Genomic DNA, 23,544 nt, shown 5'->3' on the forward strand with positions numbered 1-23,544 from the left:
GGCCGCCCGCGGCGCGGAACTCCCCGCGGGCGGCCGTAGGGGTACGGGTCAGTCCTGCCGGGCGGCCAGGCTCGCGGGGCGCAGGTCGGTCCAGTGGGTCTCCACGTAGGCCAGGCAGGCCTCGCGGGTGTCCTCGCCGAAGACGGTCCGCCACCCGGCCGGCACGTCCGCGAAGGACGGCCACAGCGAGTGCTGGTTCTCGTCGTTGACCAGGACCAGGAAACGGCCCTGCGGATCCTCGAACGGGTTGGTCGTCATGCGTGGTCACTCCTCGTGGACGGTGCGGTGGTCAGGTCCGTCAGGCGCCGGTCCGGGTCGGCCGCGGCGTCGCGCAGCAGGGCGAGCAGGTCGTCGGCGAGCCGCCGTGCCGCGGCGGTGCCGAGCAGGTCGGTGGCGTGGACGAGCGCGCAGTGCACCGGGCCGTCGCCGCGCGGTTCGTGGAAGCCGAGCGTCAGCTCGGCTCGCGCCGAGCCCGTGGGGAGGGCGCTCAGCGAGCCGAGGCCGCCCTCCAGCCGTTCCAGGTCGGCCTGTTCGTGGTGGACCACCATGACCTGCGGTCCTCGGGGAGGCAGGCCGGTGGCGCGCACCACCTCGTCGAACGGCACCTCCTGCCGGTCCAGGGCGCCGAGCGTCGTCTCCCGTACCCGGGTCAGCAGTTCCGTGAAGGTGGGGTCGCCCGCCGTGTCGGTGCGCAGCACGACCGTGTTGAGGAAGCAGCCGACGAGATCGGTGAGCCGGTCGTCGCCGCGGCCGGCCACCATGGTGCCGATGGGCAGGTCGGTGCCCGCGCCGTGTGCGGTGAGCAGCGCCGCCAGGGCCGAGTGCAGCACCATGAACATGCTGGTGCCGGTGGCCCGGGCGAGCCGGTCCACGTCGGCGTGCAGCCGCTCGTCGAGCACGAAGCCGACGTGCCCGGCGGTCCGGCGCGACGGAGCGGGCGGGGCGGGACGCGGCCGGTCCGCCGGGAGCGCGAGCACGCCCGGTACGTCCTCCAGTGCCTGCCGCCAGTAGTCCAGTTGCCGGCCGCCGCGGCTGTCCGGGTCGGCGAGGTCGCCCAGCACCTCGTGCGCCCAGCGGGTGTAGTCGGCGTACGTCACCGGCAGCGGCTCCCATCCGGGTTCCCGGCCCCGGGTGCGGGCCGCGTACGCGGTGGTGAGGTCGCGGAGCAGGGGGACCACCGACCACTCGTCCACGGCGAGGTAGTGCATGGTCAGCAGGATCGCCTGGCCGCCGTCCGCGGCGGTGAGCAGCCGGACCCGCAGGGGTGCCCGCGTCGTCGGGTCCGCCTCCTCCCCCGCGCGTTCGGCGAGGCGCGCGTCGAGGTCGGCGCAGTGTTCGACGGCGAGGGCGGCGGGCTCGACGGCCCGCGGGAACACCGTGCCGTCGCGTTCGGTGAACGCGGTGCGCAGCGGCTGGTGCCGGGCCGTCACATCGGCCAGCGCGGCGGCGAGCGCGTTCGCGTCCAGCCCGCCCGGCGAGCGCAGCACCAGGGCGTGGTCGGGGCGCGGATCGCGCCGGTGGGCGTCCCACTGCCACCGCTGGACCGGCGCGACGGGCCGGTCGGCGGCCACGGCCGCGCCGTCCCCGGCCGGGCGCAGCGCGGGCCCGGCGGCCGCGGCGCCGTCGAGCTTGGCGGCGAGGCCGGCGACGGTCAGCGCGTCGAAGACGTCCCGGATGCTCAGTTCCGCGCCGAACTCGGTGCGGATCCGGCCCAGCAGCCGCATCGCGGCCATCGAGTGGCCGCCCAGCGCGAAGAAGTCGTCGTGGACGCCGACGCCGTCCAGTCCGAGGACCTCGCGGAACAGTCCGGCCAGCCGGGCCTGCGTCCGGGTGGCGGGACGGGCGTCGCCGGTCATGGCGGACCAGTCCGGTGCGGGCAGCGCCCTGCGGTCCAGCTTGCCGTTGGGCGTCAGCGGCAGCGGGCCGTCCAGCGGCACGACGAGAGCCGGGACCATGTACTCGGGCAGCAGCCCGGCGACATGGGCGCGCAGCTCCTGCGGGTCGGGTTCCGCGCCGCCGTCGGGCACGACGTAGCCGACGAGGCGCACGATGTCCCCGTCGCGGTCGGCCGTCACGGTGGCCTGGCCGACCGCCGGGTGCGCGGCGAGGACGGCCTCGATCTCGCCGAGTTCGATGCGGAACCCCCGGATCTTCACCTGGGTGTCCACCCGGCCGAGGAAGTCGAGGTTGCCGTCCGCCCGCCAGCGGGCGCGGTCGCCGGTGCGGTACATCCGGCCGCCGGGCGGCCCGAACGGGTCGGCGACGAACCGCTCGGAGGTCAGCGCCGCCTTGCCGAGGTAACCGCGGGCGAGACCGCGCCCGGCCACGTACAGCTCCCCCGCCACACCCGGCGGGACCGGCCGCAGGTGCTCGTCGAGCACGTAGCAGCGGGTGTTGGGGTCGGGGCGGCCGATGGGCACCCGGCCGGGCGGGCGGCCGCCGTGCTCGCGGGAGGGCCACAGGGTGGAGTTGACGGTGGCCTCGGTGAGTCCGTAGGCGCAGATCAGGTGGGCGGTGGTGCCGAACCGTGCGAACAGGTCCGGCGGCACGGTCTCGGTGCCGACCAGGACGGTCGAGCCTTCGGGCAGTTCGCAGCCGGGCGGCAGGGCGGAGACCAGGGACGGCGGCAGGATCATGTGGGTGATCCGCTGGTCGGCGAGGAAGTCGGTGAGGGCCTCTCCGGCGACCCGTGCCTCCTCGGGGACCAGGACCAGCCGGCCGCCGTGGCACAGCGCCATCGACAGTTCGAAGACGAACACGTCGAAGCCGATGGAGGCGAACTGGAGCACCCGGCTGTCGGGGCGCAGCTCCATCCGGTCGACGGCGGTGGCGACCAGGCTGGAGATGCCCTCGTGGGAGACGACGACGCCCTTGGGCCGGCCCGTCGAACCGGAGGTGTAGATCACGTACGCGGCCCGGTCCAGCGGGACGGGGGGCCGGTCCACGGGGGTGCCGGGCAGCCGGTCGAGCTCGGCGGCGGTTCCGGGCGCGTCCAGCAGCAGCACGGGGACGTGCGGCACGTCGGGGATCTTGCCGGCCACCGGCTCGCTGCCGACGACGAGCGCGGCGCCCGAGTCCTCGATCATGTAGGTGAGGCGGTCGGCCGGGTGTGCCAGGTCCAGCGGCAGGAACGCGGCCCCGAGCCTCAGCGCGGCGAGCACGGTCGCGACCGTGTCGACCGAGCGGGGCACGGCCACCCCGACCACGCTCTCGGCCCCCACGCCGTGCGCGGCGAGGAGCCGCGCGATGCGGTCGGCCCGCGCGTCGAGCTGGGCGTACGTCACCGGGCGGGAGCGTTCGACGACGGCGACCGCGTCGGGCCGCTCGGCCGAGCGCCGGGCGAACTGGTCGGGCAGGGAGGTCTCCTCGACGTCCCGGGCGGTGTCGTTGAACCGCTCCAGGACCAGCCGCCGTTCGTCGGCGGAGAGGATCTCCGCCCGGGAGACGGGCCGGTCGGGCGCGGCGACCAGGGCGGCGACGAGCCTGCGCAGCCGCTCGCCGACCGCCTCGGCGGTGTCGTGGTCGAACAGCTCGGTGGCGTACTCCAGACGGCAGCGGAGCGAGCCCGCCGCGCCGTCGGCCCTCTGGTGCTCGGTGAAGCTGAACACCAGGTCGAACTTGGCCGGACCGACCCCGAAGGGCACGTACCGCGCGCTCAGTCCGGGCAGTTCCAGCGCGTCGCCCGTGCGGAGGTGATGGCCGACCATCACCTGGAACAGCGGGTTGCGGGAGAGCGACCGGGCCGGGTTGATCGCCTCCACCACCGACTCGAACGGCACGTCCGCGTGGGAGAACGCGGCCAGGTCGCTCTCGCGGATCCGGGCCAGCAGCTCGGTGAAGGCGGGGTCGCCGCCGAGGTCGGCCCGCAGCACCAGGGTGTTGACGAAGAAGCCCACCAGGTCGTCCAGCGCCTGGTCGCCGCGGCCCGCGATCGGCGCACCGAGCGGGATGTCGGTTCCGGCGCCCATGCGGTGGAGCAGGGTGGCGACGGCGGCGTGCACCACCATGAACATGCTGGCGCCGGTGTCCCGGGCGAGCCGCCGCAGCCCTTCGTACACCGCGGCGTCGAAGTCGATGTCGAGCCCGGCTCCGGAGAACACCGGACGCGCGGGCCGCGGCCGGTCGGCGGGCAGGTCGAGTTCCTCCGGGGCTCCCGCCAACGCCGTCCGCCAGTACGCCAGCTGGCGTGCGGCCAGGCTGTCCGGGTCGGCGGGGTCGCCGAGCAGCCGCCGCTGCCACAGGGCGTAGTCGGCGTACTGCACGGGCAGGGGCGGCCACTCGGGGGCCGCACCGGCGAGGCGGGCGCGGTAGGCGGTGGCCAGGTCGCGCAGGAACGGGCGGTCGGACCACTCGTCGGTGGTGATGTGGTGCAGCAGCAGCACGACGACGTGGTCCTCGGGGGAGATCTCCACGAGCGTGGCGCGCAGCGGCAGTTCACGGGCGAGGTCGAACGGCCGGGCGACGGCGGTGTCGACGATGCCGGGCACCTCGTCCTCGGCTGCGCGGACGTGCTCCACCACCGGGCGTGCCCGGCCGGCGGGCAGGACGCGCTGGTACACCCGGCCGTCCCGCTCGGTGAAGACGGTGCGCAGCGCCTCGTGACGGGCCGTCACATCGGTGAGGGCCGCGCTCCACGCCGTGCGGTCGAGCGCTCCGCGCACCCGCATCACCAGCGGGAAGTTGTACGCGGCGGAGGTGCACTCGATCTGCTGGACGACCCACAGCCGCTGCTGGGCGTGGGACAGCGGCAGTTCGGCGGGGCGCTGTGCGGCGGTGAGCGCGGGGCGGGCGGGGGCGTCCGAGCGGCCGGTGCGCCGGGCCAGCTCCGCGACGGTGGGTGCCTCGAACAGGTCCCGGATGGCGAGTTCCACGCCGAGGGCGGCGCGGGCGCGGCTGACCAGCCGGGTGGCCAGCAGGGAGTGCCCGCCGAGCTCGAAGAAGTCGCTGTCGGCCCCGATGCCGTCCGCGGGCAGTCCGAGCACGTCGGCGAAGAGCGCGCGGAGCGTCTCCTCCCGCGGGGTGCGCGGCGGCCGGCCGGCGCCCGTGCCGGTGAGGTCGGGGGCCGGCAACGCCTTGACGTCGAGCTTGCCGTTGACGGTCAGCGGCAGGGTGTCCACCGGGACGAGGGCGGACGGGACCATGTAGTCCGGAAGAGCCGCCTTCAGGTGCTCCCGGAGCCGCTGCAGCCGGTCCTCCCCGCTTCCGCGCCCTCTTCCGGCACCACGTACCCGACCAGGCGCTTCGTCCCGGCGGACGGCACCGCCACCACGGCGGCACGGGCGACTTCGGGGTGCGCGGACAGGGCGGCGGCGATCTCGGCCGGCTCGATGCGGTAGCCGCGGATCTTCACCTGGTCGTCGGTGCGGCCGAGGAAGTCCAGCAGCCCGTCCGGGCGTTGCCGCACCAGGTCACCGGTGCGGTACATGCGCTCGCCCGGCTCGCCGAACGGGTCGGCGACGAACCGCTCGGCGGTCAGTCCCGGACGGTCGTGGTAGCCGCGGGCGAGGCCCGTTCCGGCGATGTACAGCTCGCCGGGGCAGCCCGGCGGGACGGGGCGGAGCATCGTGTCGAGCACGTGGGCGCGGGTGCCCCGGATGGGCAGGCCGACGGTCGGGGTGGCGCTGTCCCCGGTGGAGCCGCCCAGGGTGTTGATGGTGTACTCGGTGGGTCCGTACAGGTTGTAGCCGTAGGTGCCCTCCGTGCGGCGCAGTCTCGTCCAGACCGTGTCGGACACGGCCTCGCCGCCCAGCAGGACCAGGGCGGGCCGGTGCCGGCCCGCGGCCTCGTCCCGTTCGAGCAGGCCCTCCTCGATCAGCAGCTCGGCGTAGGTCGGGGTGACGTTGACGACGTCGACGGCGTGCCGGTCGCAGTAGGCCACCAGGGCCTGCGCGTCGCGGCGCAGCTCCTCGTCGCAGATGTGCACCTCGTGGCCCTCGACGAGCCACAGCAGCTCCTCCCAGGACATGTCGAACGCGAAGGAGACGGTGTGCGCGATCCGCAGCCGCCGCCCCCCGGCGGAGGCGATGGCCGGGTCGAAGATCTCCCTCTGGTGGTTGAGCTGCATGTTCGTCAGCCCGCGGTAGGGGGTGACGACGCCCTTGGGGCGTCCGGTGGAACCGGAGGTGTAGATGACGTACGCCGGGTGCTCCAGCCGGTCCGGCACGCCACGGGCGAACGCCGGCCGCTCGGCGTCGGTGACCGGGCCGTCCGGGAGCGCGGCGAGCCCGGCCGCCACGGAGGGGTCGTCCAGCAGCAGTTCGGGCGCGGGCCGTCCGGTCCCCTCCCGCAGGGCGGGGGCGACGGCCGTGGTGGAGATCAGGCACAGCGGGCCGGTGTCGGCGACCATCAGGCGCAGCCGTTCGGCGGGGTGGTCGAGGTCGAGCGGCAGGTAGGCGGCCCCGGTGCGCAGCACCGCGAACAGGGCCGCGACCGTGTCGAGGGAGCGGGGCAGCGCGAGCGCGACGGCCCGCTCCGGGCCCGCCCCCCTGGCCAGCAGCATCCGGGTCAGCCGGTTGATCCGGGCGTCCAGCTCGGCGTAGGTCAGGGACTGTTCGCCGAAGACCAGCGCGACGGCGTCCGGGGTGCGGGCGGCCTGGGCGGCGAGCAGGTCGGCGACGGTGTCGTCGGGCACCGGTTCGCGGGACGTCTCCCGGGCGGCGGCCAGGGCGGCCCGCTCGGACGGCAGCAGCAGGTCCACGCCGGCGGTCCGGGCGGCGTCGGCGTCAGGTCCGGCGAGGGCCTCGACCAGCCGTTCCAGCACGGTCGTGAACCGGTCCAGGATCACCGTCGCGGCGTCGGGGCCGAACAGGTCGGGGCGGGCGGCCAGGGTCACCCGCAGCCGGGTCTGCGGGGTGACGATCAGGGTGAGCGGGAAGTGGGTGCCGTCCACGTTGGACACGCCGGTGATGCCGTGCCGCCGGCGGAGCGCGGCGGCCCGCTCCTCGCCGTCGGCCGAGCGCAGCACGAACAGGGTGTCGAACAGCCGGCGGTGGCCGGTCTCCTGCTGCAGGACGCCGAGTCCCACGTACTCGTACGGCATGACCGCCGCGCGCTCGGACTGCGTCCTGCGCACCAGGTCGAGCAGGGGTTCACCGGGGCGGAAGGCGATGCGGGCCGGGACCGTGTTGAGGAACATGCCGATGATGCCGGCCACGTCGGGGACGTCCGCGGGCCGTCCGGCCACGGCGGTGCCGAAGGCGACGTCCGTGCGGCCGGTCAGCGCCGAGAGGACCAGCCCCCAGGCGGTGTTCAGCACGGTGTTCGGGGTGAGTGCGTGCCGCCGGGCGGCGGTGCGCAGCCGGTCGCTCAGCTCCCGGCTCAGCGTCGTGCCGAAGTCCGCCGGGATCACCGGGCCGCCGTCGCGCCCGGCCGGGGCGACCAGGGTCGGTTCGTCGAAACCGGCGAGCGCCCGGCGCCACGCGGTCAGGGCCGCCTCGGTGTCCTGCCGGTCCAGCCAGTCCAGGTAGTCCCGGTAGGAGCCGGGGGCCGGCAGCCCGGTGACGTCGCCGGCGCGCTCGTACAGCGTGAACAGTTCCTCCAGGAACAGCCAGGCGGACCAGCCGTCCCACAGGATGAGGTGGTGGGTGACGACCAGCCGGTCCCGGCCGTCGCCGAGGTGCAGGAGGAGCAGGCGGGCGAGCGGCGGCGCGGTCAGGTCGAAGCGCCGGCGGCGGTCCGCCGCGAGGAGTTCCTCCGTGCGGGCCCGCCGTGCGTCGGCCGGCAGCCCGGTGAGGTCGTGCTCCACGAGCGGGATCTCGGCCCGGTCCGCGATGAACTGCACCGGGCGGGGCAGGCCGTCGCTGACGAATCCGGCGCGCAGGCCGGTGTTGCGCCCCAGCAGCGACCGGCACGCGGCGCGCAGCCGGCCGGCGTCCACGCGGTGGTCCAGGTCCAGGGTCTCCTGGGAGAGGTAGACGTCGAGGGCGTCGCCCGTGTCGTAGGTGGCGTGGAAGTACATGCCCTCCTGGAGCGGGGACAGGGGCCAGATGTCCGCGACCCCGAAGGCGCCGGCGGCGGCCTCGACCCGGGCGGTCTCCTCCGGGCCGAGCACGGGTCCGGCGGGCGCGGCGGGGGGCTCGGGGGCCGGCGGTGCGCCGGCCCCCGTGGTGAGCTGGGCCAGCAGGGCGCGCAGGGCGGGGTCGACCGCGGCCCCGGACTGCTCCTGCCGCTCCAGTACGGCCTTCAGGGCGGCCGCGGCCTGCCCGGCCTCGGCGGCCGGGACGGTCACGGCGGGGCCCTCCCCGGCGGTCGGGGGCGCGGTCCGGGAGTCGTCGCCGGCGCCGGCCGGCCCGGCCACGGCGGCCAGGCCGGCCGGGGTGCGGTGCTCGAACACGTCGCGCGGGGTGAGGGCGAGTCCGTGCTCCCTGGCCCGGGTGGCGACGGTGATGGAGGTGAGGCTGTCACCGCCGAGGGCGAAGAAGTCGTCGTCGGCGCCGACCGCGGGCACCCCGAGCACCGCGGCGAAGGTCTCGCACAGGGCGCGCTCCCGCCCGTCGGCCGGTGCGCGTCCGCCCGCCGCGGGGGCGAAGGAGGGCGCGGGCAGCGCGTTGACGTCGAGCTTGCCGCTCGGGGTGAGCGGCAGTTCGTCGATCACCACGACGGCGCCCGGCAGCAGGGCCGCGGGCAGGGTGTCCGCGAGGGCCGCGCGCAGGGTCCCGGCGTCCACCGGCCCGGCGCCGGGTTCGGGGACGGCGAATCCGACGAGCACGCCGTCGCGCAGGGTCACGGCCGACCGGGCGACGCCCGGCAGGGCGGTGAGCGCCGCCTCGATCTCCCCCGGTTCGACGCGGTTGCCCCGGATCTTGACCTGCCGGTCGGTGCGCCCGAGGTACTCGACCACCCCGTCGGCGCGGCGCCGCACCAGGTCCCCGGTGCGGTACATGCGCTCGCCCGGCCCGCCGAACGGGTCGGCGACGAACCGCTCGGCGGTCAGTCCCGGACGGTCGTGGTAGCCGCGCGCCAGCTGGACGCCGCCGAGGTGGAGTTCGCCGGGCACCCCGTCGGGCACCGGGCGCAGGAAGGAGTCCAGCACGTACAGCCTGGTGTTCCACACGGGGCGGCCGATCGGCACGGTGAGGCCGTCGGCGCCGTCGTACGGGAAGTACGTGACGTCGACGGCCGCCTCGGTGGGGCCGTAGAGGTTGTGCAGGGGCACCGGGCCGTGCCCCGGGCGGGAGGTGAGGTCCCGCCAGCGCGCGGCGTCCGCGCCGGTGAGCGCCTCCCCGCTGCAGAAGGTGCGGCGCAGGCTCGCCGCCCAGTCCGGCCCGCCCGGGGCGGCCTCCACGGCCCGGAGGAACGCGGCCAGCATCGACGGCACGAAGTGCGTCGTCGTGATCCGCTCGGTGCGGATCAGCCCGGCCAGGTAGGCCGGGTCGCGGTGGCCGCCGGGGCGGGCGAGGACGACGGTCGCCCCCTCGGTCAGGGGCCAGAAGAACTCCCACACCGACACGTCGAAGCCGGCCGGCGTCTTCTGCAGCACCCGGTCGTCCGCGGCGAGCCCGTACTCCCCCTGCATCCAGGCGAGCCGGTTGACGATCGCCCGGTGCGTGACCACGACGCCCTTGGGGCGCCCGGTGGAGCCGGAGGTGTGGATCAGGTACGCGGGGTGGTCGGGGCCGGCCGGCCGTCCCGGGCCCCCGGGAACGTCCTCCTCCTCGTCCCGGTCCACCACCAGGTGGGCCAGGCCCGGCACGCCGGGCAGCCGTCCGGCGTCCCGGGCGGTGGTCACGACGGTCCGCGCTCCCGAGTCGCCGAGCACGAACGCGATCCGTTCGGCGGGGTGGTCGAGGTCGACGGGCAGGTAGGCGGCGCCCGACTTGAGGACGCCCAGCAGGGCGACCACCAGGTCCGCCGACCGCTCCACGGCGACCGCGACGAACCGCTCGGGGCCCGCTCCGCGGGCCCGCAGCCGCCGGGCCAGGGCCTCGGCGCGCCGGTCGAGTTCCGCGTAGGTGAGCGTGACGTCCTCGAAGACGACGGCCGTGGCGTCGGGGGTGCGCGCGGTCTGCGCGGCGACCAGCGCGGGGAGGGTGGTGCCGGGCACCGGGTGCGCGGTGGCGTTCAGCTCGGTGAGGCGGTCCCGCTCCCGGTCGGAGAGCAGCCCGGTCCGGGCGACCGGGCGGCCGGGGTCGGCGGCCAGGGTCCGCAGCAGGGCCGTGAACCGGTGGGCGACTCCGGTCACCGTCGGCCGGTCCAGCCGTGCCGCGTCGTGCTTGAACCGCAGCAGCAGCCGGCCGCCCCGCGGCTCGGCGACGAGCGCGAGGGGGTAGTGCACGGCGTCGAGCACGTCGACGCCCGTGACGCGCAGGGTGTCCGTGCCCCGGTCGGCCGTCGTGTCGAGGGCCGGGTGGTTCTCGAACACGACGAGGGTGTCGAACAGTTCGCCGCAGCCCGCGGCCCGCTGGATGTCGGCGAGACCGAGGTGCTGGTGGTCCAGGAGGGCCGCGTGCTCGTCCTGGACGCGCCGGAGCAGCCCGGCGAGGGACTCATCCGGCCGCAGGCGTACGCGGGCCGGGACGGTGTTGATGAACAGGCCGACGGCACGGCCGGGATCGCCGCTCCCGGTGCTCCGGCCGGACACCGTGGTGCCGAACACGACGTCCCGGCTGCCGGTCAGGCCGCCGATCAGCAGCCCCCAGAGGCCGTGGACGACGGTGCTCGGGGTGAGGCCGTGGGCCCGGGCGGTGGCGGTCAGGGCCGCGGTGAGGTCGTCGGGCAGGCGGATGTCGACCTGGTCCGGCCGGGCGGGTGTCCGTCCGCCGTCCGCCGTCGTGAGGGCGTCGGCGAGCCGGGTGGGTCCCTCGAGGCCGGACAGCGCCCGCCGCCACGCCTCCCGCGCGGCGTCGCGGTCCCGGCCGGCCAGCCGGGCCAGGTGGGGGTACGGGTCGACGGGCTCCGGCAGTTCCTCGCCCCGGTGGGCGGCGAGCAGTTCGCGCAGCAGGACGGAGAGCGACCAGCCGTCGGCGACGATGTGGTGCAGGGTGAGCAGGAGGCGGTGGCGCCGCCCGTCCCGGATGAGGGTGGCGCGCAGCAGCGGCGGCCGGGCGAGGTCGAACGGCTCGGCCCGGTCCGCCGCCAGCAGGTCGTCCAGCGCGGTTCCGGCGGTGTCGGCCTCCCGCCAGGGCAGGGCCGCCTGCCGCGCGAGCCGCTGGACGACCCGGCCGTCGGGCAGCTGGCGGAACGAGGCGCGCAGCAACGGGTGCCGGTCGACGAGGAGTTGCAGCGTGCGGCGCAGCCGGTCCGGTGCGACCGGGCCCGCGAGGTCGAGGAGCTGCTGGACCAGGTACAGGTCGGGGGCGCCGGCGTCGAACCGCGCGTGGAAGAAGAAGCCCTCCTGGAGCGGGGAGACCGGCAGGGCGTCCTCGTCCAGGTCCACCGGGGTCACGGGTGCCGGGTCGGGGGCGGCCCGGTCGGCGGTGCGGGCGAGCGCCGCCGCGGTCCGCTGCCGGAACACGTCCCGCGGCGTGATCGCCAGCCCGGCCGCACGGGCGCGGTGGACGAGCTGGATCGCGACGATGCTGTCGCCGCCCAGTCCGAAGAAGCTGTCGTGGACGCCCACCGAGGGCAGGCCGAGGACGTCGGCGAACAGGCCGGCGAGCGCGGTCTCGGCCGGGGTGGCCGGCGCGTCGGTCCCGCCCAGGGCGGTCCAGCGGGGGGTGGGCAGGGCGCGGTGGTCGAGCTTGCCGTTGGGCGTCAGCGGCAGGGGGCCGTCGAGGACGACGACGGCGGACGGCACCATGAACTCCGGCAGGGTGTCCGCGACACGCTCCCGCGCGGCCGTCACGGCGGCGTCGGCGTCCGCGCCCGGCGCCCCGGCGACGAGGTAGGCGACCAGGCGCTTGACGCCCCGGTGGTCCTCGCGCGCGAGGACCGCGGCCTGGGCGATGCCGGGGCAGGCCATGAAGGCGCTCTCGACCTCGCCCGGCTCGATCCGGTGGCCGCGGATCTTCAGCTGTCCGTCCGCGCGGCCGAGGAACTCCAGGTTGCCGTCGGGGGCCCAGCGCACCCGGTCGCCGGTGCGGTACATGCGGGTGCCGGGCGCGCCGAACGGGTCGGCGACGAAGCGTTCGCAGGTGAGCCCCGGCCGGCCGAGGTAGCCGCGGGCCAGTCCGCGCCCGGCGACGTACAGCTCGCCCTCGGCGCCCACGGGGACCGGCCGCAGCGCCGCGTCGAGCACGTAGGCCCGGGTGTTGGGGTCGGGCCGGCCGATGGGTGCGGGCCCCGGCCGGCCGGGCTCGGCGGGCCACAGCGTGGAGTTGACGCTCGCCTCGGTGAGACCGTAGGCGACGACGACGTTCAGCCGCCCGGCCCAGCGGGCGATCAGCTCGCCCGGCACGGCCTCGGTGCCGACGACGAGGACGGCGCCGTCGGGCAGGGAGCAGTCCTGCGGCAGCGCGGAGACGAGCGACGGCGGCAGGATCATGTGGGTGGCGCGGTGCTCGGCGATGTACTCGGTGAGGGCGGGCCCGGCGACACGGCGCTCGGCGGGGACGACGACGATCCGGCCCCCCACGCACAGCGACATGATCAGGTCCCACACCGTCACGTCGAAGCCGACCGAGGCGAACTGCACGACGCGGCTGGCGGCGTCGACGCCGATCCGGTCGGTGGCGGTGGCGACGAGGCTGCCGACGCCGTCGTGGGTGACGACGACGCCCTTGGGGCGGCCGGTGGAACCGGAGGTGTAGATGACGTACGCGGCCCGGTCCAGCGGTACCGGCGCGCGGAGGTCGGAGGCGTCCTGTGCGCCGCGCTCGTCCGCCGTGTCCGGGGCGTCGAGCAGGACACGGGCGACCGAGGGTGCCGCGGGGAGTTCCCCGGCCAGGGCGCGCACGGTGACGACGGTGCGCGCCCCGGAGTCGGACAGCATGTGGGCGATGCGGTCCTCCGGGTGGTCGGCGTCCAGCGGGAGGTAGGCGGCGCCGGCCTTGAGCACGGCGAGCAGGCAGACGACGAGCTCGGGCGAGCGGGGCAGGGCCACGGCGACGACGTCCTCGGCCCCCACCCCGCGGGAGACGAGGAGGCGGGCGAGCCGGTTGGCGTCGGCGTTCAGTTCGGCGTACGTCAGCTCCCGGTCCTCGCAGACCAGCGCGACGGCGTCGGGCGCCCGGCGGACCTGCCGCTCGAACGCGGCGGGCCAGGACAGTTCGGGCACCTCGCGCGGTGACACGCCGAGCACGCCGAGCAGCCGGCCGCGCTCGTCGGCGTCGGTGAGGTCGATCCGCCCGAGGGGACGGTCCGGGTCTTCGGCCAGGGAGTCCAGCAGCGCGAGGAAGCGCCGCTCGTGGTCGCGCAGGGCGTCCTCGTCGCAGACCTCGGCGTCCGCGTCGAGGTGGACGCGGACGCCCCGGCCCCCGGCCGTCTCGGAGAAGGTGAGGGCCAGATCGCCGGCCGGACCGAGCCACAGCGGGTGGAGTTCGGCCGTGTGGTCGCCGAAGCGCAGGTCCGCGGCCCTGGGCAGGACGTTGACGGTCGGCCCGACGAGTTCCGCGATCCCGTCGGCCAGCCCCAGGTCCCGGGCCAGGTCCTCGGCCCGGTAGCGCCCGTGCTCGACCGCCTCGGCGACGGCCCGCCGCACCCCGGCCACCAGGGCGGTCCCGGTCGTGTCGGGGCGGACCGTCACGCGCAGGGGGACGACGTTGGACACCATGCCGGGCACGGCCGCCGACGCGTCGTCCCCGCGGGCGGTGACCGGCAGGCCGAGGACCAGGTCCTGTGCGCCGCTGACCCGGTGCAGGTAGGCGGCCACGGCGGCGATCAGGAGGCGGGAGAGCCGGACCCCGGCGCCGCGGGCGGCGTCGTGCAGCCGGGCGGTGTCCCGCGCGGAGAGCACCGTGGAGCGCCGCGACCGCCGCCTCATCGGGGACGGCGCGCGCTCGACCAGGCGGACGGGTTCCGGACGGTCGGCCATCCGGGCGAGCCAGTGGGCCCGGTCCGCCCGGTGCCGTTCGGACGCGCGGTAGGCCCGGTCCGCGGCGACCAGGCGGGAGAGCGACCAGTCGGGGGGCGCGGACGCCCGCTCGCCCCCGGTGTAGATCTCCCCGGCCCGGCGCGTGACGAGGACGACGCCCGTGCCGTCGACGACGATGTGGTGGTAGCGCTGGTACCAGAGCACACGGTCGTCGGCGAGCCGGAGCACCGCGTGGGCGAACAGCGGGGCCGCCGCGAGGTCGGCGGGCCGGTCGCGGTCGGCGTCCATCCACGCGCCGGCCGCCCGGTCCGGGTCGGGCTCGCCGCGGAAGTCGAGGACGCGCACGTCGACGGGGCCGCGGGTGACCGTCTGCCGCGGCTCGCCCCGCTCGTCCGTGACGCGGACGTGCAGGGCCTCGGCCTCCCCGACGGCGCGGCGCACCGCGGCGGCCAGGCGGACGCAGTCGACGTCGCCCCTGAGTTCGAGGACGTAGGCGAGGACGTAGGCGGAGCTGTCCGGCTCGATCTGCTGGGCCGGCCAGACGCCGGACTGTCCTCCCGTCAGCGGCATCCCGGCACCGTCCCCGGCCCCGGCCCCGGTCGTCCGGTCCGGCTCGGCGTCAAACATCGTGAGGATCGCCCTTCCTGATGTGCGTCGGTGAACGGTCAGGAACCGGTGGGCCGGTGGTCCCGGGCGGCGGGGCGCGGTCGTCCCCGCCGCCCGGTGCACCGGTGTGCGTCAGCGGTCCTCGTCGCGAGGCGGTCCGCTCATGACGGGGCCGTCGCCGGGCCCGTCCTCACTCGACGGCCGTGAGCAGCGGCGTGATCTCCTCGATCGCGTAGGGGATCGACAGCACCGTGTTGAAGGAGAACGCCGCGCCGATGTCCGGGTCCTGGTAGGGGACGAACAGGTCGCGCCCGTCCTGGTGCACCTTCAGCTTCTTGTACAGCGGCTCCGCCCTGATGCGGTCGTTGGCCTCGGTGCTGGAGGTGACCCAGACCAGGCGGTCGACGTCGAGGACGTTCAGTTTCTCGGCGCTGAGCTCGGCCACGTTCCAGCCCGGCTTGGCCAGTTCGTCGATCTCGGGCTCCTGCCGGAAGCCGAGCTCCTTGAAGAAGATCGCCTTGGGGTCGGTCCTCGTGAACGCCGAGTACTTGCCGGCCTCGAAGCTGTCGGCGACGGCGAGGGTCAGGCCGGCGAACTCGGGGTGTTCTTCGCGGACCGCCTCGAACCGCGCGCCGACGTCGGAGATCAGCTTCTCGGTCCGGTCCTCCTCGCCGAGCGCCTTGCCTATCTGACGGGTCATCACCTCCCAGGGCGCCCCGTAGTCGGGGTAGTCCTCGGGCTGGGCGACGACCTTGGTGAACTTCGAGAGCGTGTCGTACTGCTCCTTCTTCATGCCCGAGTACTGGGCGATGACCAGGTCCGGCTTCAGTGCCGCGATCTTCTCCATGTTGTACTCGTCGCGCTCGCCGACGATCTCGGGGGTGTCGGGGCCCCAGAGGTCCTTGGTCCACGGCCACTTGCCGTACGGCTTCTCCTTGAACCAGTCCACGGCACCGACCGGCTTGACGCCGAGCGCCAGTACCGCGTCCTGGTCCGACAGGCCGAGCGTGACGACCTTCTTCGGTTCCTCCTCGACGGTCGTGCTGCCGTACTTGTGCTCGACCGTGACCGGGAACGCCGCGGACCGCGCGCCTGCGCCGCCCGGGGACGAGGAGCCGGCCTCGGAGGAGGAGTCGTCGGTCCCGCCCCCACAGGCGGTCAGGGCGAGTGCGGCGACGGCGGCCACGACCGCCCTGGGGAGGAGTCCGGCGAACCGCGCCGGCGCGGGGCGTGCACCAGTGGACACGTGGGTTCCTTTCACGGGGTTTCACAGGGGTGCCGCGCCCGCCGGGCACAAGGCCCGGACGGTGCGCGGCGGTGTGGGGGGCTGGACCTTCGGCCGGGTCAGCGGGAGGTGCCGATCCCGTCCGTGAGCGGGCGGGGCGCGTCCGGGGACGTCAGGCCCCGTTCGAGGATCGAGTCGAGGATCTCGCCGACCCGGATCGCGATGTTGGACAGCAGGGACGAGGTGATGCCGTGGGTGTGCTCGGTACCGCCCTGCAGATAGATCCCGCAGCGCAGTTCGGGGCGCGTCGCGACGCGGTAGTCCCGCTCGACCCGGACGCGGCCCTCGTCGTCCCGGTGGCACAGTCCGGCGGTCTCGCCCAGCAGGGCCAGGCCGTCGGCGGGCAGGTATCCCGTGCCGTAGACCACGACGTCGGCCTCGATTTCCGTCCGTTCGCCGGTGACCAGGGAGAGGACGGTGGCCCGGACCTTCTCCGGCGTCTCGACCAGGTCGGTGAGGCGGGAGACGTTGTGGAAGCGGAGCCGCTCGGTGCCCAGGACCTTCTCCTGGTACACGCGCCGGTAGAGGTCTTCGATGAGGTCGACGTCGACCACGGAGTAGTTGGTGTTCCCGTGGTAGTCCATCAGCTTCCGCTTGACGTCCTCGGGCGCGGTGAAGTACTCGTCCACGGCCTCGGGGTCGAAGATGCGGTTGGCGAAGTTGCTGTCGTCGGCGGGGCTGTAGCCGTAGCGGGAGAAGACGGCGTGGACCTCCGCGCCGGGGAAGCGGCGGTGCAGGTAGGCCACGTTCTCGGCGGCGCTCTGGCCGGCCCCGACCACGATGAACCGCGAGGGGTTCATGCCCTCCAGGGCGTCCACCTTCGCCAGCAGGTCGGAGTTGTGCCAGACGCGGCCGGAGCGCTCGACGCCGTCCGGCATGCGCGGCCGCAGTCCGGTGCCGATGACGAGGTTGCGGGCCCGGTGGACCACGAGCCCGTCCCCCGACCGGGCGGTCACGTCCAGGTACTCCACCGCCCCGTCCCGCACGACGGGTTCCACGGAGACGACCTCGTGGCCGTAGGAGACCATGTCGTCGACCTTCGCCGCGGCCCACTCGAAGTAGTCGTGGAACTCCCTGCGCAGCGGGAAGAAGTTCTTGTGGTTGACGAAGTCGATCAGCCGTCCCCTGCTCTGCAGATAGCTCAGGAAGCTGAACTCGCTGGTCGGGTTGCGGAGGGTCACCAGGTCCTTGAGGAAGGACACCTGCATCGTCGCGTCGTCGATCAGCATGCCCCGGTGCCAGCCGAAACGCGGCTGCCGCTCGAAGAAGTGGGCGGTGACCGCCCGCTGCCTGCCGACCCGCGCGTTGTGCTCACTGAGCGCGATCGCCATGGCCACGTTGGACGGCCCGAAGCCGAGGCCCATGAGGTCGTGAACCAGAGGTGCGTCGTCGCCAGGAAGAACCTGAGCCATGTCACTCCCATCGTGCGGGCGGCCGGTTGCCCGGCGTGGGGATACGAGAGGGAGGGGCGCGCCGGCAGGACGGCGGGCCCATGAAACTTAGGGAAGCCTAAGCTCAGCTCCTGGAGGTGTCGACAGGACAAAACGGAACAGTGGGCGCACGGCACGGACTGACACTCCGTCAACTTCCTTGAAGATGTGCGCCATTGCGACCTTAGGTAAGCCTTGCTTTACTGGCCGCGGCCAGTCCCTGCCCTGAGGAGGAACTCCATGCGGGTCGTCATGTTCGGCTATCAGACCTGGGGCCACCGCACCCTGCAGGCCCTTGTGGATTCCGAGCACGACGTGGTGCTGGTCGTGACGCATCCCAGGAGCGAGCACGCCTACGAGAGGATCTGGAGCGACTCGGTCGCCGACCTCGCCGAGGAGCACGGCATCCCCGTCCTCGTCCGCAGCCGCCCCGACGACGAGGAGCTGTTCGAGCGGCTCAAGGACGCCGACCCCGACATCATCGTCGCCAACAACTGGCGGACCTGGATCCCTCCGCACGTCTACGGCCTGCCGCGTCACGGCACGCTCAACGTCCACGACTCGCTGCTGCCGAAGTACGCCGGCTTCTCCCCCCTGATCTGGGCCCTCATCAACGGCGAGGAGGAGGTCGGCGTCACGGCGCACCTGATGGACGAGGAACTCGACGCCGGGGACATCGTCCTCCAGCAGGCGGTGCCGGTCGGGCCGGCGGACACCGCCACCGACCTCTTCCACCGGACCGTCGACCTCATCGCCCCGGTCACCACGGGCGCCCTCGCCCTGATCGCCTCGGGGCGGACCGAGTTCACCCGGCAGGACCGCTCCCGGGCCAGCTTCTTCCACAAGCGGTCCGTCGAGGACAGCCGCATCGACTGGAACTGGCCCGCCGAGGACCTGGAACGCCTGGTGCGGGCGCAGTCCGCCCCCTACCCGAGCGCCTTCACCTTCCACCGGGGCAGGCGCCTGGAGGTCCTCTCCGCCGTGGTGTCCCGGGGCCGCTACGGCGGCACCCCCGGCCGCATCTTCTACCGCGAGGGCGACGGCGTGGTGATCGTCGCCGGAGCCGACGCCCGTACCGGCCGCAACCGCGGTCTGGCCGTCACCCGCGTACGGACCGAGGACGGCCGGGAGCTGGGCGCGACCGAGTACTTCACCTCCATGGGCGGCTACCTCACCGGCCGGCCCTGACGGCGGACCGCCCGCGGCAGGGCCGGCGGACCGTCGCCCGGCACGTGACCGGTGCCGGAGGGGGCCGGCGCACGCGCCGCCGTCCGCGGGCCCGGCGCACGGACGGGAAAACACGTTGCCGGTGTCCGTCGGCTGCGGGAGCATCCGGCGCGTGGAAGAGCCTGCCGACATCCTCCGCTGCGAGCGGGTGGAACTGCGCCGCTGGCGCACGAGCGACCTCGGCGCCCTGGAGCGGACGATCCGGGAGTCCCTGGACCATCTGGTGCCGTGGATGCCCTGGGCGTCCGACCCGCCCGACCGGGGGCAGCTCGCCGAGTTCCTCGCCCTGAACCAGGAGCAGTGGAGGACGGGGGAGGCCTACGCCTACGCCATCACGACGGGCGGCGCGATGATCGGCAGTTGCGGGCTCTACCGCCGCATCGGCGCGGGCGGACTGGACATCGGCTACTGGCTCCACCCCCGCTGGACCGGGCGGGGGCTGGCCACGGCGGCCGCGGAGGCCCTGGTCGGGCAGGGGCTCCGGCTGGCGGACGTCGACCACGTCGAGATCCATCACGACGCCGCCAACACGGCCAGCGGGGCCGTCGCCCGCCGCCTGGGCTTCGCCGAGGTCGGACGGGCCCCCCTCCCCGCGGGGCCGGCCGCCCCCGGCGAGACGGGGATCGACGTCGTCTGCCGCATGACCGCGGACCGGTGGAGGGCGAGGACGGCCGCGCGGGCCCGACGAGCCGGCTGAGCGGCCTCCGGGGGCCGGTGCGCCGGCCGCGGTTCCCGCGAGCCGGACCGGCGGGCCGCCCCGGCCGGCGCTCACGGCCGCGGGTCGGTGCGGTGCCACCGCGGGCGGGCGTCACCGCCGCGCCGGCCGGCGACGGACGCGCAGCGCGGGCACTGGCGCCGGACCCGGTCCGCCGCGCCCCCGGACTCCGGGAAGGTGTCCGGCCACAGGACGTGCGGGAACCGGATCAGCTGCGAGCGGCTGAGGGACAACCCGCACACCGTCTGGTTCAGGCCCGGCTCCCAGGCGTGGACCTCACCGGCGGGCAGCCTGCGCCGGCCCTCCTCCTCGTCGGTCCACTGCCCGGAGGCGGCCACCGCGTACCGCTTCGTGCGGGGCATCTCGTCTCACCGGACCCGGTCAGCCGGCCGCGTGGTCGACGCGCAGCCGCACCTGCTCCTCCAGACGCCGCAGACTGGTGTCCAGGGCGTCGCGCACGGCCCGCTCACCCGGGTCGTGGCCGTCCTCGAAGAAGGACAGGTGCACCGTGACCTCACTGGCCCCGCTGCCGATCCCGGCGACCTGCAGCCAGCCGGTGTAGCTGCCCTGGTCGCGGGTCCCCCACTCGAGCCGCATCTGGTCCCGCCGGGCGCGCAGCAGGGCGGCCATGTCCTCGTCTGAGCGGTCCTCGTGCACGGTGACGGCGGGCAGGTCCTCGGCGTGCACGTGCAGGTCCTCGGGCAGCCAGCTGCCCATCTGGCCGATGTTGGCCGCCTGGTCGAAGACGTGCTCCGGTGCGGCGGGCATCGTGCGTGAACGTTCGTACTCGGTCATTGCGGTACCGCTCCTCGGTTCCTCGGTGCGGGGTCGAAACGGCGGGACGGGTGCCCGGCGGGCCGGGGCCTCCCGGCGCGCGGCGCCGGCGGCCCCGGCGCGGGCGCTACTCGTCGCCGAAGACCGCCTTCTGCACGTCGTTGGGACCGTCGAACCGCTTGGTCCCGGCTTGCGTCAGTTTCTGGACGAGGTTGTCGTCCGCGCCGTTGTCCCTGGCCAGCGAGACGAGGTCGTCACGGCTGGCGGGGTAGTCGGCGCCTTTGAGGGCTTTCTGCAGATCGATCGGGCTGACGTCGGCCATGGGAGCCTCCCGTCGTCGAAGCGGCGCGGCGTACCCGCGCGAGGACGTCACGGGTACCCAGGGCGCCGGGAAGTGATGGCCCCGAACGGGCCCGGGAAAAATTCCCCTCCGGGGCGCGGACCCGAGTAGGCCGGTCCGCCCTTCCGGGTACGCGTACTCAGGCGGCGGGAACGGACCGCGCACGAGACTGACGGGCGAGACTTCCGTGTGCGTCGAGAGGACGTCCCTTGCTCAGTCGTGCCGCCGCCGCCCTGGTGCCGTTGTCCGGGCGGCTCACCGTCACCCGCGAGACCGACGGGCCCTTCACCGCGGGCAGCGTCTTCGTCGCCAACCACGATTCACTGGCCGATCCCGCCCTCGTGCTGGCCGCCCTGCGCGGGGTGGGGGTGGTGCCGGTCGTCCTGGCGACGGCGGGTCTGTGGCGCGTGCCCGGGCTCGGACGCGTCCTGGCGAAGGAGGGACACGTCCCCGTCCACCGGGGGTCGGCCCGCGCGGCGGAGGCGCTCGACGCCGCGGCGCGGGCACTGCGGTCGGGGCGCCATGTGCTGATCTACGCCGAGGGAGGGCTGCCGCGCCGCGGGGACGCGGCGAGTGCCCCTCCCCGGCCCTTCCGCACCGGTCCGGCGCGGCTCGCGGCCGCCACCCGGGCCGCGGTCGTCCCGGTGGGGCAGGCGGGGGCCCGGCGGCTGGCCTCGGGCCCGGTCGCGAAGCAGCTGGCCGGTGTGCTCACCGCCCCGCTGCGCCGCCCGCGCCTCCACGTCCACATCGGCAGCCCCCTGTACCTGCCGGCCGGGGCGTCGAGCGGCACGGAGGCGGCGCACCGGGCGGTCACCGCGGCCTGGCGGCAGGCGGCACGGGCCGTGGGCGAACCGGCCCACGACGGCTGACGCGGTGCGCCGCGGCGGCGGGCGCCGCGTCCGGGCCCGCCGCGCCGGTGGGCCCGGACGCGGCGGTGGTGTCCGCGCGGTCCGCCGGCCCGGCCCGCGACCGATGACTTTCCGGGCCCCCGCACGTCTACAGCCCCGACGGATCCCGATCCCGCACGAGACGAGGGAACAACGGCATGAGCACCGGACGGACCACCACGGACGACGGCTTCCCCTACACGCTGACCCGGACCCTGGACGCCCCCGTGGAGGAGGTGTGGCGGGCCTGGACGACCCCCGAGCGGTACGCCCGGTGGGCCCACGCCGTCCCGGGCTCCGTGGAGATGGACGTACGGCCGGGCGGCACCTGGAAGTCCACGATGCTCACGCCCGGCGGCGACCGGTTCCCGCTGACCGGCTCCTACCTCGAGGTCGCCGAGAACCGCCTGCTGGTGCTCGGCATGGACGTGACCGGAAGGCCCGCGCCCGCCGAGATGGCCCTGGAGCTCGACGAGGAGGACGGCCGGCGGACGCGGATCGTGCTCCGTCAGACGTGCGGCACGGCGGAGGAACGCGACATGGCCGAGCAGGGCAGCACCATGCTCCTCGACGGCCTGAGCGCCTTCCTCGCCGAGGGCCCGGCGGACTGAGCGCCCCGGGGGACACGCGGCCGGCGAGCGCGGTCGCCGGCCGCGGACGGAGGCACCACGGGGCGGACCCGGCCGCGCGGGACGCCCCACCCGCGGCACCGTCCCGCGTGGTCGGGTCCGCCCCGTGGTGCGACGCTGGGGTGGACAGGGTGTCCGAGGACCAGACTCCGGGAGGGAGACCGATGGGACGGGACGTCCCGGCGCTCACCTTCACCCGCGAGGACCGCCGCCGCTACCGGATCAAGATGCAGGAGTGCCTCGAGGCGTTCGCGCAGATGCTGCGCGAGTCACGCTTCGAGGCCGAGCGGCCCCAGGTGGGGCTGGAGATCGAGCTGAACCTGGTCGACGACCGGGCCGAGCCCGCGATGCGCAACACGGATGTGCTCGAGGCGATCGCGGACCCGGCCTGGGCCACGGAGCTGGGCCGGTTCAACCTCGAGATCAACATCCCGCCCCGGCGTCTGACGGCGGGCGGCCCCGACTCCTGGGAGTCCGAGATCCGCGCCGCGCTGAACCACGCGGAGGAGCGCGCCGGCTCGATCGGCACCCATCTGATCATGACGGGCATCCTCCCCACCCTGCGGCAGGAGGACGTCGGCGAGGGGGCCCTGTCGGAGAACCCGCGCTACCGGCTGCTCAACGACCAGATCTTCGCGGCGCGCGGCGAGGACCTGCACATCGAGGTGACCGGCATCGACCGGCTGCGGACCTACGCGGACACCATCACCCCGGAGGCCGCGTGCACCAGCACGCAGTTCCACCTCCAGGTGTCCCCGGAGCGGTTCGCCGACTACTGGAACGCGGCGCAGGCGATCGCCGGGGTCCAGGTCGCGCTCGCGGCCAACTCGCCCTTCCTGTTCGGCAAGGAGCTGTGGCACGAGACCCGGATCCCGCTGTTCGAGCAGGCCACCGACACCCGCCCGCAGGAGATCAAGGTGCAGGGGGTACGGCCCCGGGTGTGGTTCGGGGAGCGCTGGATCACCAGCGTCTTCGACCTCTTCGAGGAGAACCTGCGCTACTTCCCCGCCCTGCTGCCCCTGTGCGACGAACAGGACCCCGCGGAGACGCTGAACCGGGGCGACGTTCCGGAACTGTCCGAACTCACCCTGCACAACGGCACGATCTACCGCTGGAACCGCCCGGTCTACGCCATCGCCCGCGACAAGCCCCACGTGCGGGTGGAGAACCGGGTGCTGCCGGCCGGCCCGACCGTCGCCGACACGCTCGCGAACGGCGCCTTCTACTACGGGCTCACCCGCGCCCTGGTGGAGGAGGACCGCCCTGTGTGGTCGCGGATGTCCTTCTCGGCGGCCGAGGACAATCTGCACACGGCGGCGCGGTACGGCATCGACGCGCGGCTGTACTGGCCCGGCATGGGCGAGGTGCCGGCGGCCGAACTGGTCCTGCGGCGGCTGCTGCCGCTGGCGCACCGCGGACTGGAGCACTCCGGCATGGACGCGGCCTGGCGCGAGCCGCTGCTCGGCGTCATCGAGCAGCGGTGCGTCACCGGCCGCAACGGAGCCGTGTGGCAGAAGGAGATGTTCCACCGCATCGACGCCACCGCCCACTGCGGCCGCCACGAGGCCCTGCGGCGGATGACGCAGCAGTACATCGACTACATGCACCTCAACGCCCCGGTGCACACCTGGCCCGTCGACTGACCCGGACAGGTGGTCCACGGCCGCCGGCCGTCCGCCATGCGACCGAAACATTCACCCTCACGGGTGATGAGCGGGATTCATGTCGACGCTCACGGCCCG

13 protein-coding genes are annotated in these 23,544 nt (G+C 74.8%); 5 read left to right on the plus strand and 8 right to left on the minus strand.

Features of this window, described 5'->3' with window-relative positions; genetic code table 11:
* Window positions 1-48 precede the first annotated feature (48 nt).
* The 5 genes from GL259_RS04170 to GL259_RS04185 all read right to left on the minus strand — a co-directional run bounded on the left by GL259_RS04170 (window position 49) and on the right by GL259_RS04185 (window position 17,212).
* On the minus strand, window positions 49-258 hold the full coding sequence (locus tag GL259_RS04170; RefSeq protein WP_159529274.1) for an MbtH family protein: 210 nt from the start codon (window positions 256-258) through the stop codon (window positions 49-51).
* Window positions 255-5,141: a non-ribosomal peptide synthetase gene (locus GL259_RS39500; RefSeq protein WP_243762243.1), complete on the minus strand. Its 4,887-nt coding sequence runs from the start codon at window positions 5,139-5,141 to the stop codon at window positions 255-257. The genes GL259_RS04170 and GL259_RS39500 overlap by 4 nt, the downstream gene beginning before the upstream one ends.
* Window positions 5,142-5,161: 20 nt before the next feature.
* Entirely contained in the window at window positions 5,162-14,479 is a 9,318-nt protein-coding gene (locus GL259_RS39505; RefSeq protein ID WP_347814612.1) for an amino acid adenylation domain-containing protein, read from the minus strand.
* 226 nt (window positions 14,480-14,705) lie between these two features.
* Window positions 14,706-15,761, minus strand: coding sequence for an iron-siderophore ABC transporter substrate-binding protein (locus tag GL259_RS04180; protein ID WP_159529276.1), 1,056 nt, complete (start codon window positions 15,759-15,761; stop codon window positions 14,706-14,708).
* Window positions 15,762-15,859: 98 nt separating this feature from the next.
* Complete coding sequence (locus GL259_RS04185; protein ID WP_159529278.1) at window positions 15,860-17,212, minus strand: lysine N(6)-hydroxylase/L-ornithine N(5)-oxygenase family protein; 1,353 nt, start codon at window positions 17,210-17,212, stop codon at window positions 15,860-15,862.
* Between the two features lie 258 nt (window positions 17,213-17,470).
* Here GL259_RS04185 and GL259_RS04190 point away from each other — a divergent pair, with 258 nt between their 5' ends.
* Window positions 17,471-18,418, plus strand: a complete 948-nt coding sequence (locus GL259_RS04190) for a methionyl-tRNA formyltransferase (RefSeq protein ID WP_159529280.1) — start codon at window positions 17,471-17,473, stop codon at window positions 18,416-18,418.
* A gap of 151 nt (window positions 18,419-18,569) precedes the next feature.
* Entirely contained in the window at window positions 18,570-19,154 is a 585-nt protein-coding gene (locus GL259_RS04195) for a GNAT family N-acetyltransferase (protein WP_159529282.1), read from the plus strand.
* A 71-nt stretch (window positions 19,155-19,225) separates the two neighbouring features.
* Here GL259_RS04195 and GL259_RS04200 read toward each other — a convergent pair whose 3' ends face one another.
* The 3 genes from GL259_RS04200 to GL259_RS04210 form a co-directional block, all read right to left on the minus strand.
* Window positions 19,226-19,534 carry a hypothetical protein gene (locus tag GL259_RS04200; RefSeq protein WP_159529284.1) on the minus strand — a complete coding sequence of 103 codons (309 nt, stop codon included), beginning with the start codon at window positions 19,532-19,534 and terminating at the stop codon, window positions 19,226-19,228.
* Between the two features lie 19 nt (window positions 19,535-19,553).
* Complete coding sequence (locus GL259_RS04205; protein ID WP_159529286.1) at window positions 19,554-19,967, minus strand: SRPBCC family protein; 414 nt, start codon at window positions 19,965-19,967, stop codon at window positions 19,554-19,556.
* 106 nt (window positions 19,968-20,073) lie between these two features.
* Complete coding sequence (locus GL259_RS04210) at window positions 20,074-20,268, minus strand: DUF2795 domain-containing protein (RefSeq protein WP_159529288.1); 195 nt, start codon at window positions 20,266-20,268, stop codon at window positions 20,074-20,076.
* 227 nt (window positions 20,269-20,495) lie between these two features.
* Between GL259_RS04210 and GL259_RS04215 the strand changes: the two genes are divergently transcribed.
* The 3 genes from GL259_RS04215 (at window position 20,496) to GL259_RS04225 (ending at window position 23,445) form a co-directional block, all read left to right on the plus strand.
* The gene (locus tag GL259_RS04215; protein ID WP_159529290.1) at window positions 20,496-21,155 is read left to right on the plus strand and encodes a lysophospholipid acyltransferase family protein; all 660 of its coding nucleotides are present in this window, start codon (window positions 20,496-20,498) and stop codon (window positions 21,153-21,155) included.
* Window positions 21,156-21,331: 176 nt separating this feature from the next.
* Window positions 21,332-21,784 carry an SRPBCC domain-containing protein gene (locus GL259_RS04220; protein ID WP_159529292.1) on the plus strand — a complete coding sequence of 151 codons (453 nt, stop codon included), beginning with the start codon at window positions 21,332-21,334 and terminating at the stop codon, window positions 21,782-21,784.
* Between the two features lie 182 nt (window positions 21,785-21,966).
* Window positions 21,967-23,445 (plus strand): glutamate-cysteine ligase family protein, encoded by a 1,479-nt coding sequence (locus GL259_RS04225; RefSeq protein ID WP_159529294.1) that lies wholly within the window; start codon window positions 21,967-21,969, stop codon window positions 23,443-23,445.
* The last annotated feature ends 99 nt before the right edge of the window (window positions 23,446-23,544 follow it).

It is taken from the genome of Streptomyces sp. Tu 3180 (assembly GCF_009852415.1).
Taxonomy (GTDB): domain Bacteria; phylum Actinomycetota; class Actinomycetes; order Streptomycetales; family Streptomycetaceae; genus Streptomyces.

What these genes read in the sequence shown, in the direction of transcription:
- GL259_RS04170 (WP_159529274.1), bottom strand. Translation starts at nt 258, where the DNA reads ATGACGACCAACCCGTTCGAGGATCCGCAGGGCCGTTTCCTGGTCCTG.
- GL259_RS39500 (WP_243762243.1), bottom strand. Translation starts at nt 5,141, where the DNA reads ATGGTCCCGTCCGCCCTCGTCCCGGTGGACACCCTGCCGCTGACCGTC.
- GL259_RS39505 (WP_347814612.1), bottom strand. Translation starts at nt 14,479, where the DNA reads ATGCCGCTGACGGGAGGACAGTCCGGCGTCTGGCCGGCCCAGCAGATC.
- GL259_RS04185 (WP_159529278.1), bottom strand. Translation starts at nt 17,212, where the DNA reads ATGGCTCAGGTTCTTCCTGGCGACGACGCACCTCTGGTTCACGACCTC.
- GL259_RS04190 (WP_159529280.1), top strand. Translation starts at nt 17,471, where the DNA reads ATGCGGGTCGTCATGTTCGGCTATCAGACCTGGGGCCACCGCACCCTG.
- GL259_RS04200 (WP_159529284.1), bottom strand. Translation starts at nt 19,534, where the DNA reads ATGCCCCGCACGAAGCGGTACGCGGTGGCCGCCTCCGGGCAGTGGACC.
- GL259_RS04205 (WP_159529286.1), bottom strand. Translation starts at nt 19,967, where the DNA reads ATGACCGAGTACGAACGTTCACGCACGATGCCCGCCGCACCGGAGCAC.
- GL259_RS04210 (WP_159529288.1), bottom strand. Translation starts at nt 20,268, where the DNA reads ATGGCCGACGTCAGCCCGATCGATCTGCAGAAAGCCCTCAAAGGCGCC.
- GL259_RS04220 (WP_159529292.1), top strand. Translation starts at nt 21,332, where the DNA reads ATGAGCACCGGACGGACCACCACGGACGACGGCTTCCCCTACACGCTG.
- GL259_RS04225 (WP_159529294.1), top strand. Translation starts at nt 21,967, where the DNA reads ATGGGACGGGACGTCCCGGCGCTCACCTTCACCCGCGAGGACCGCCGC.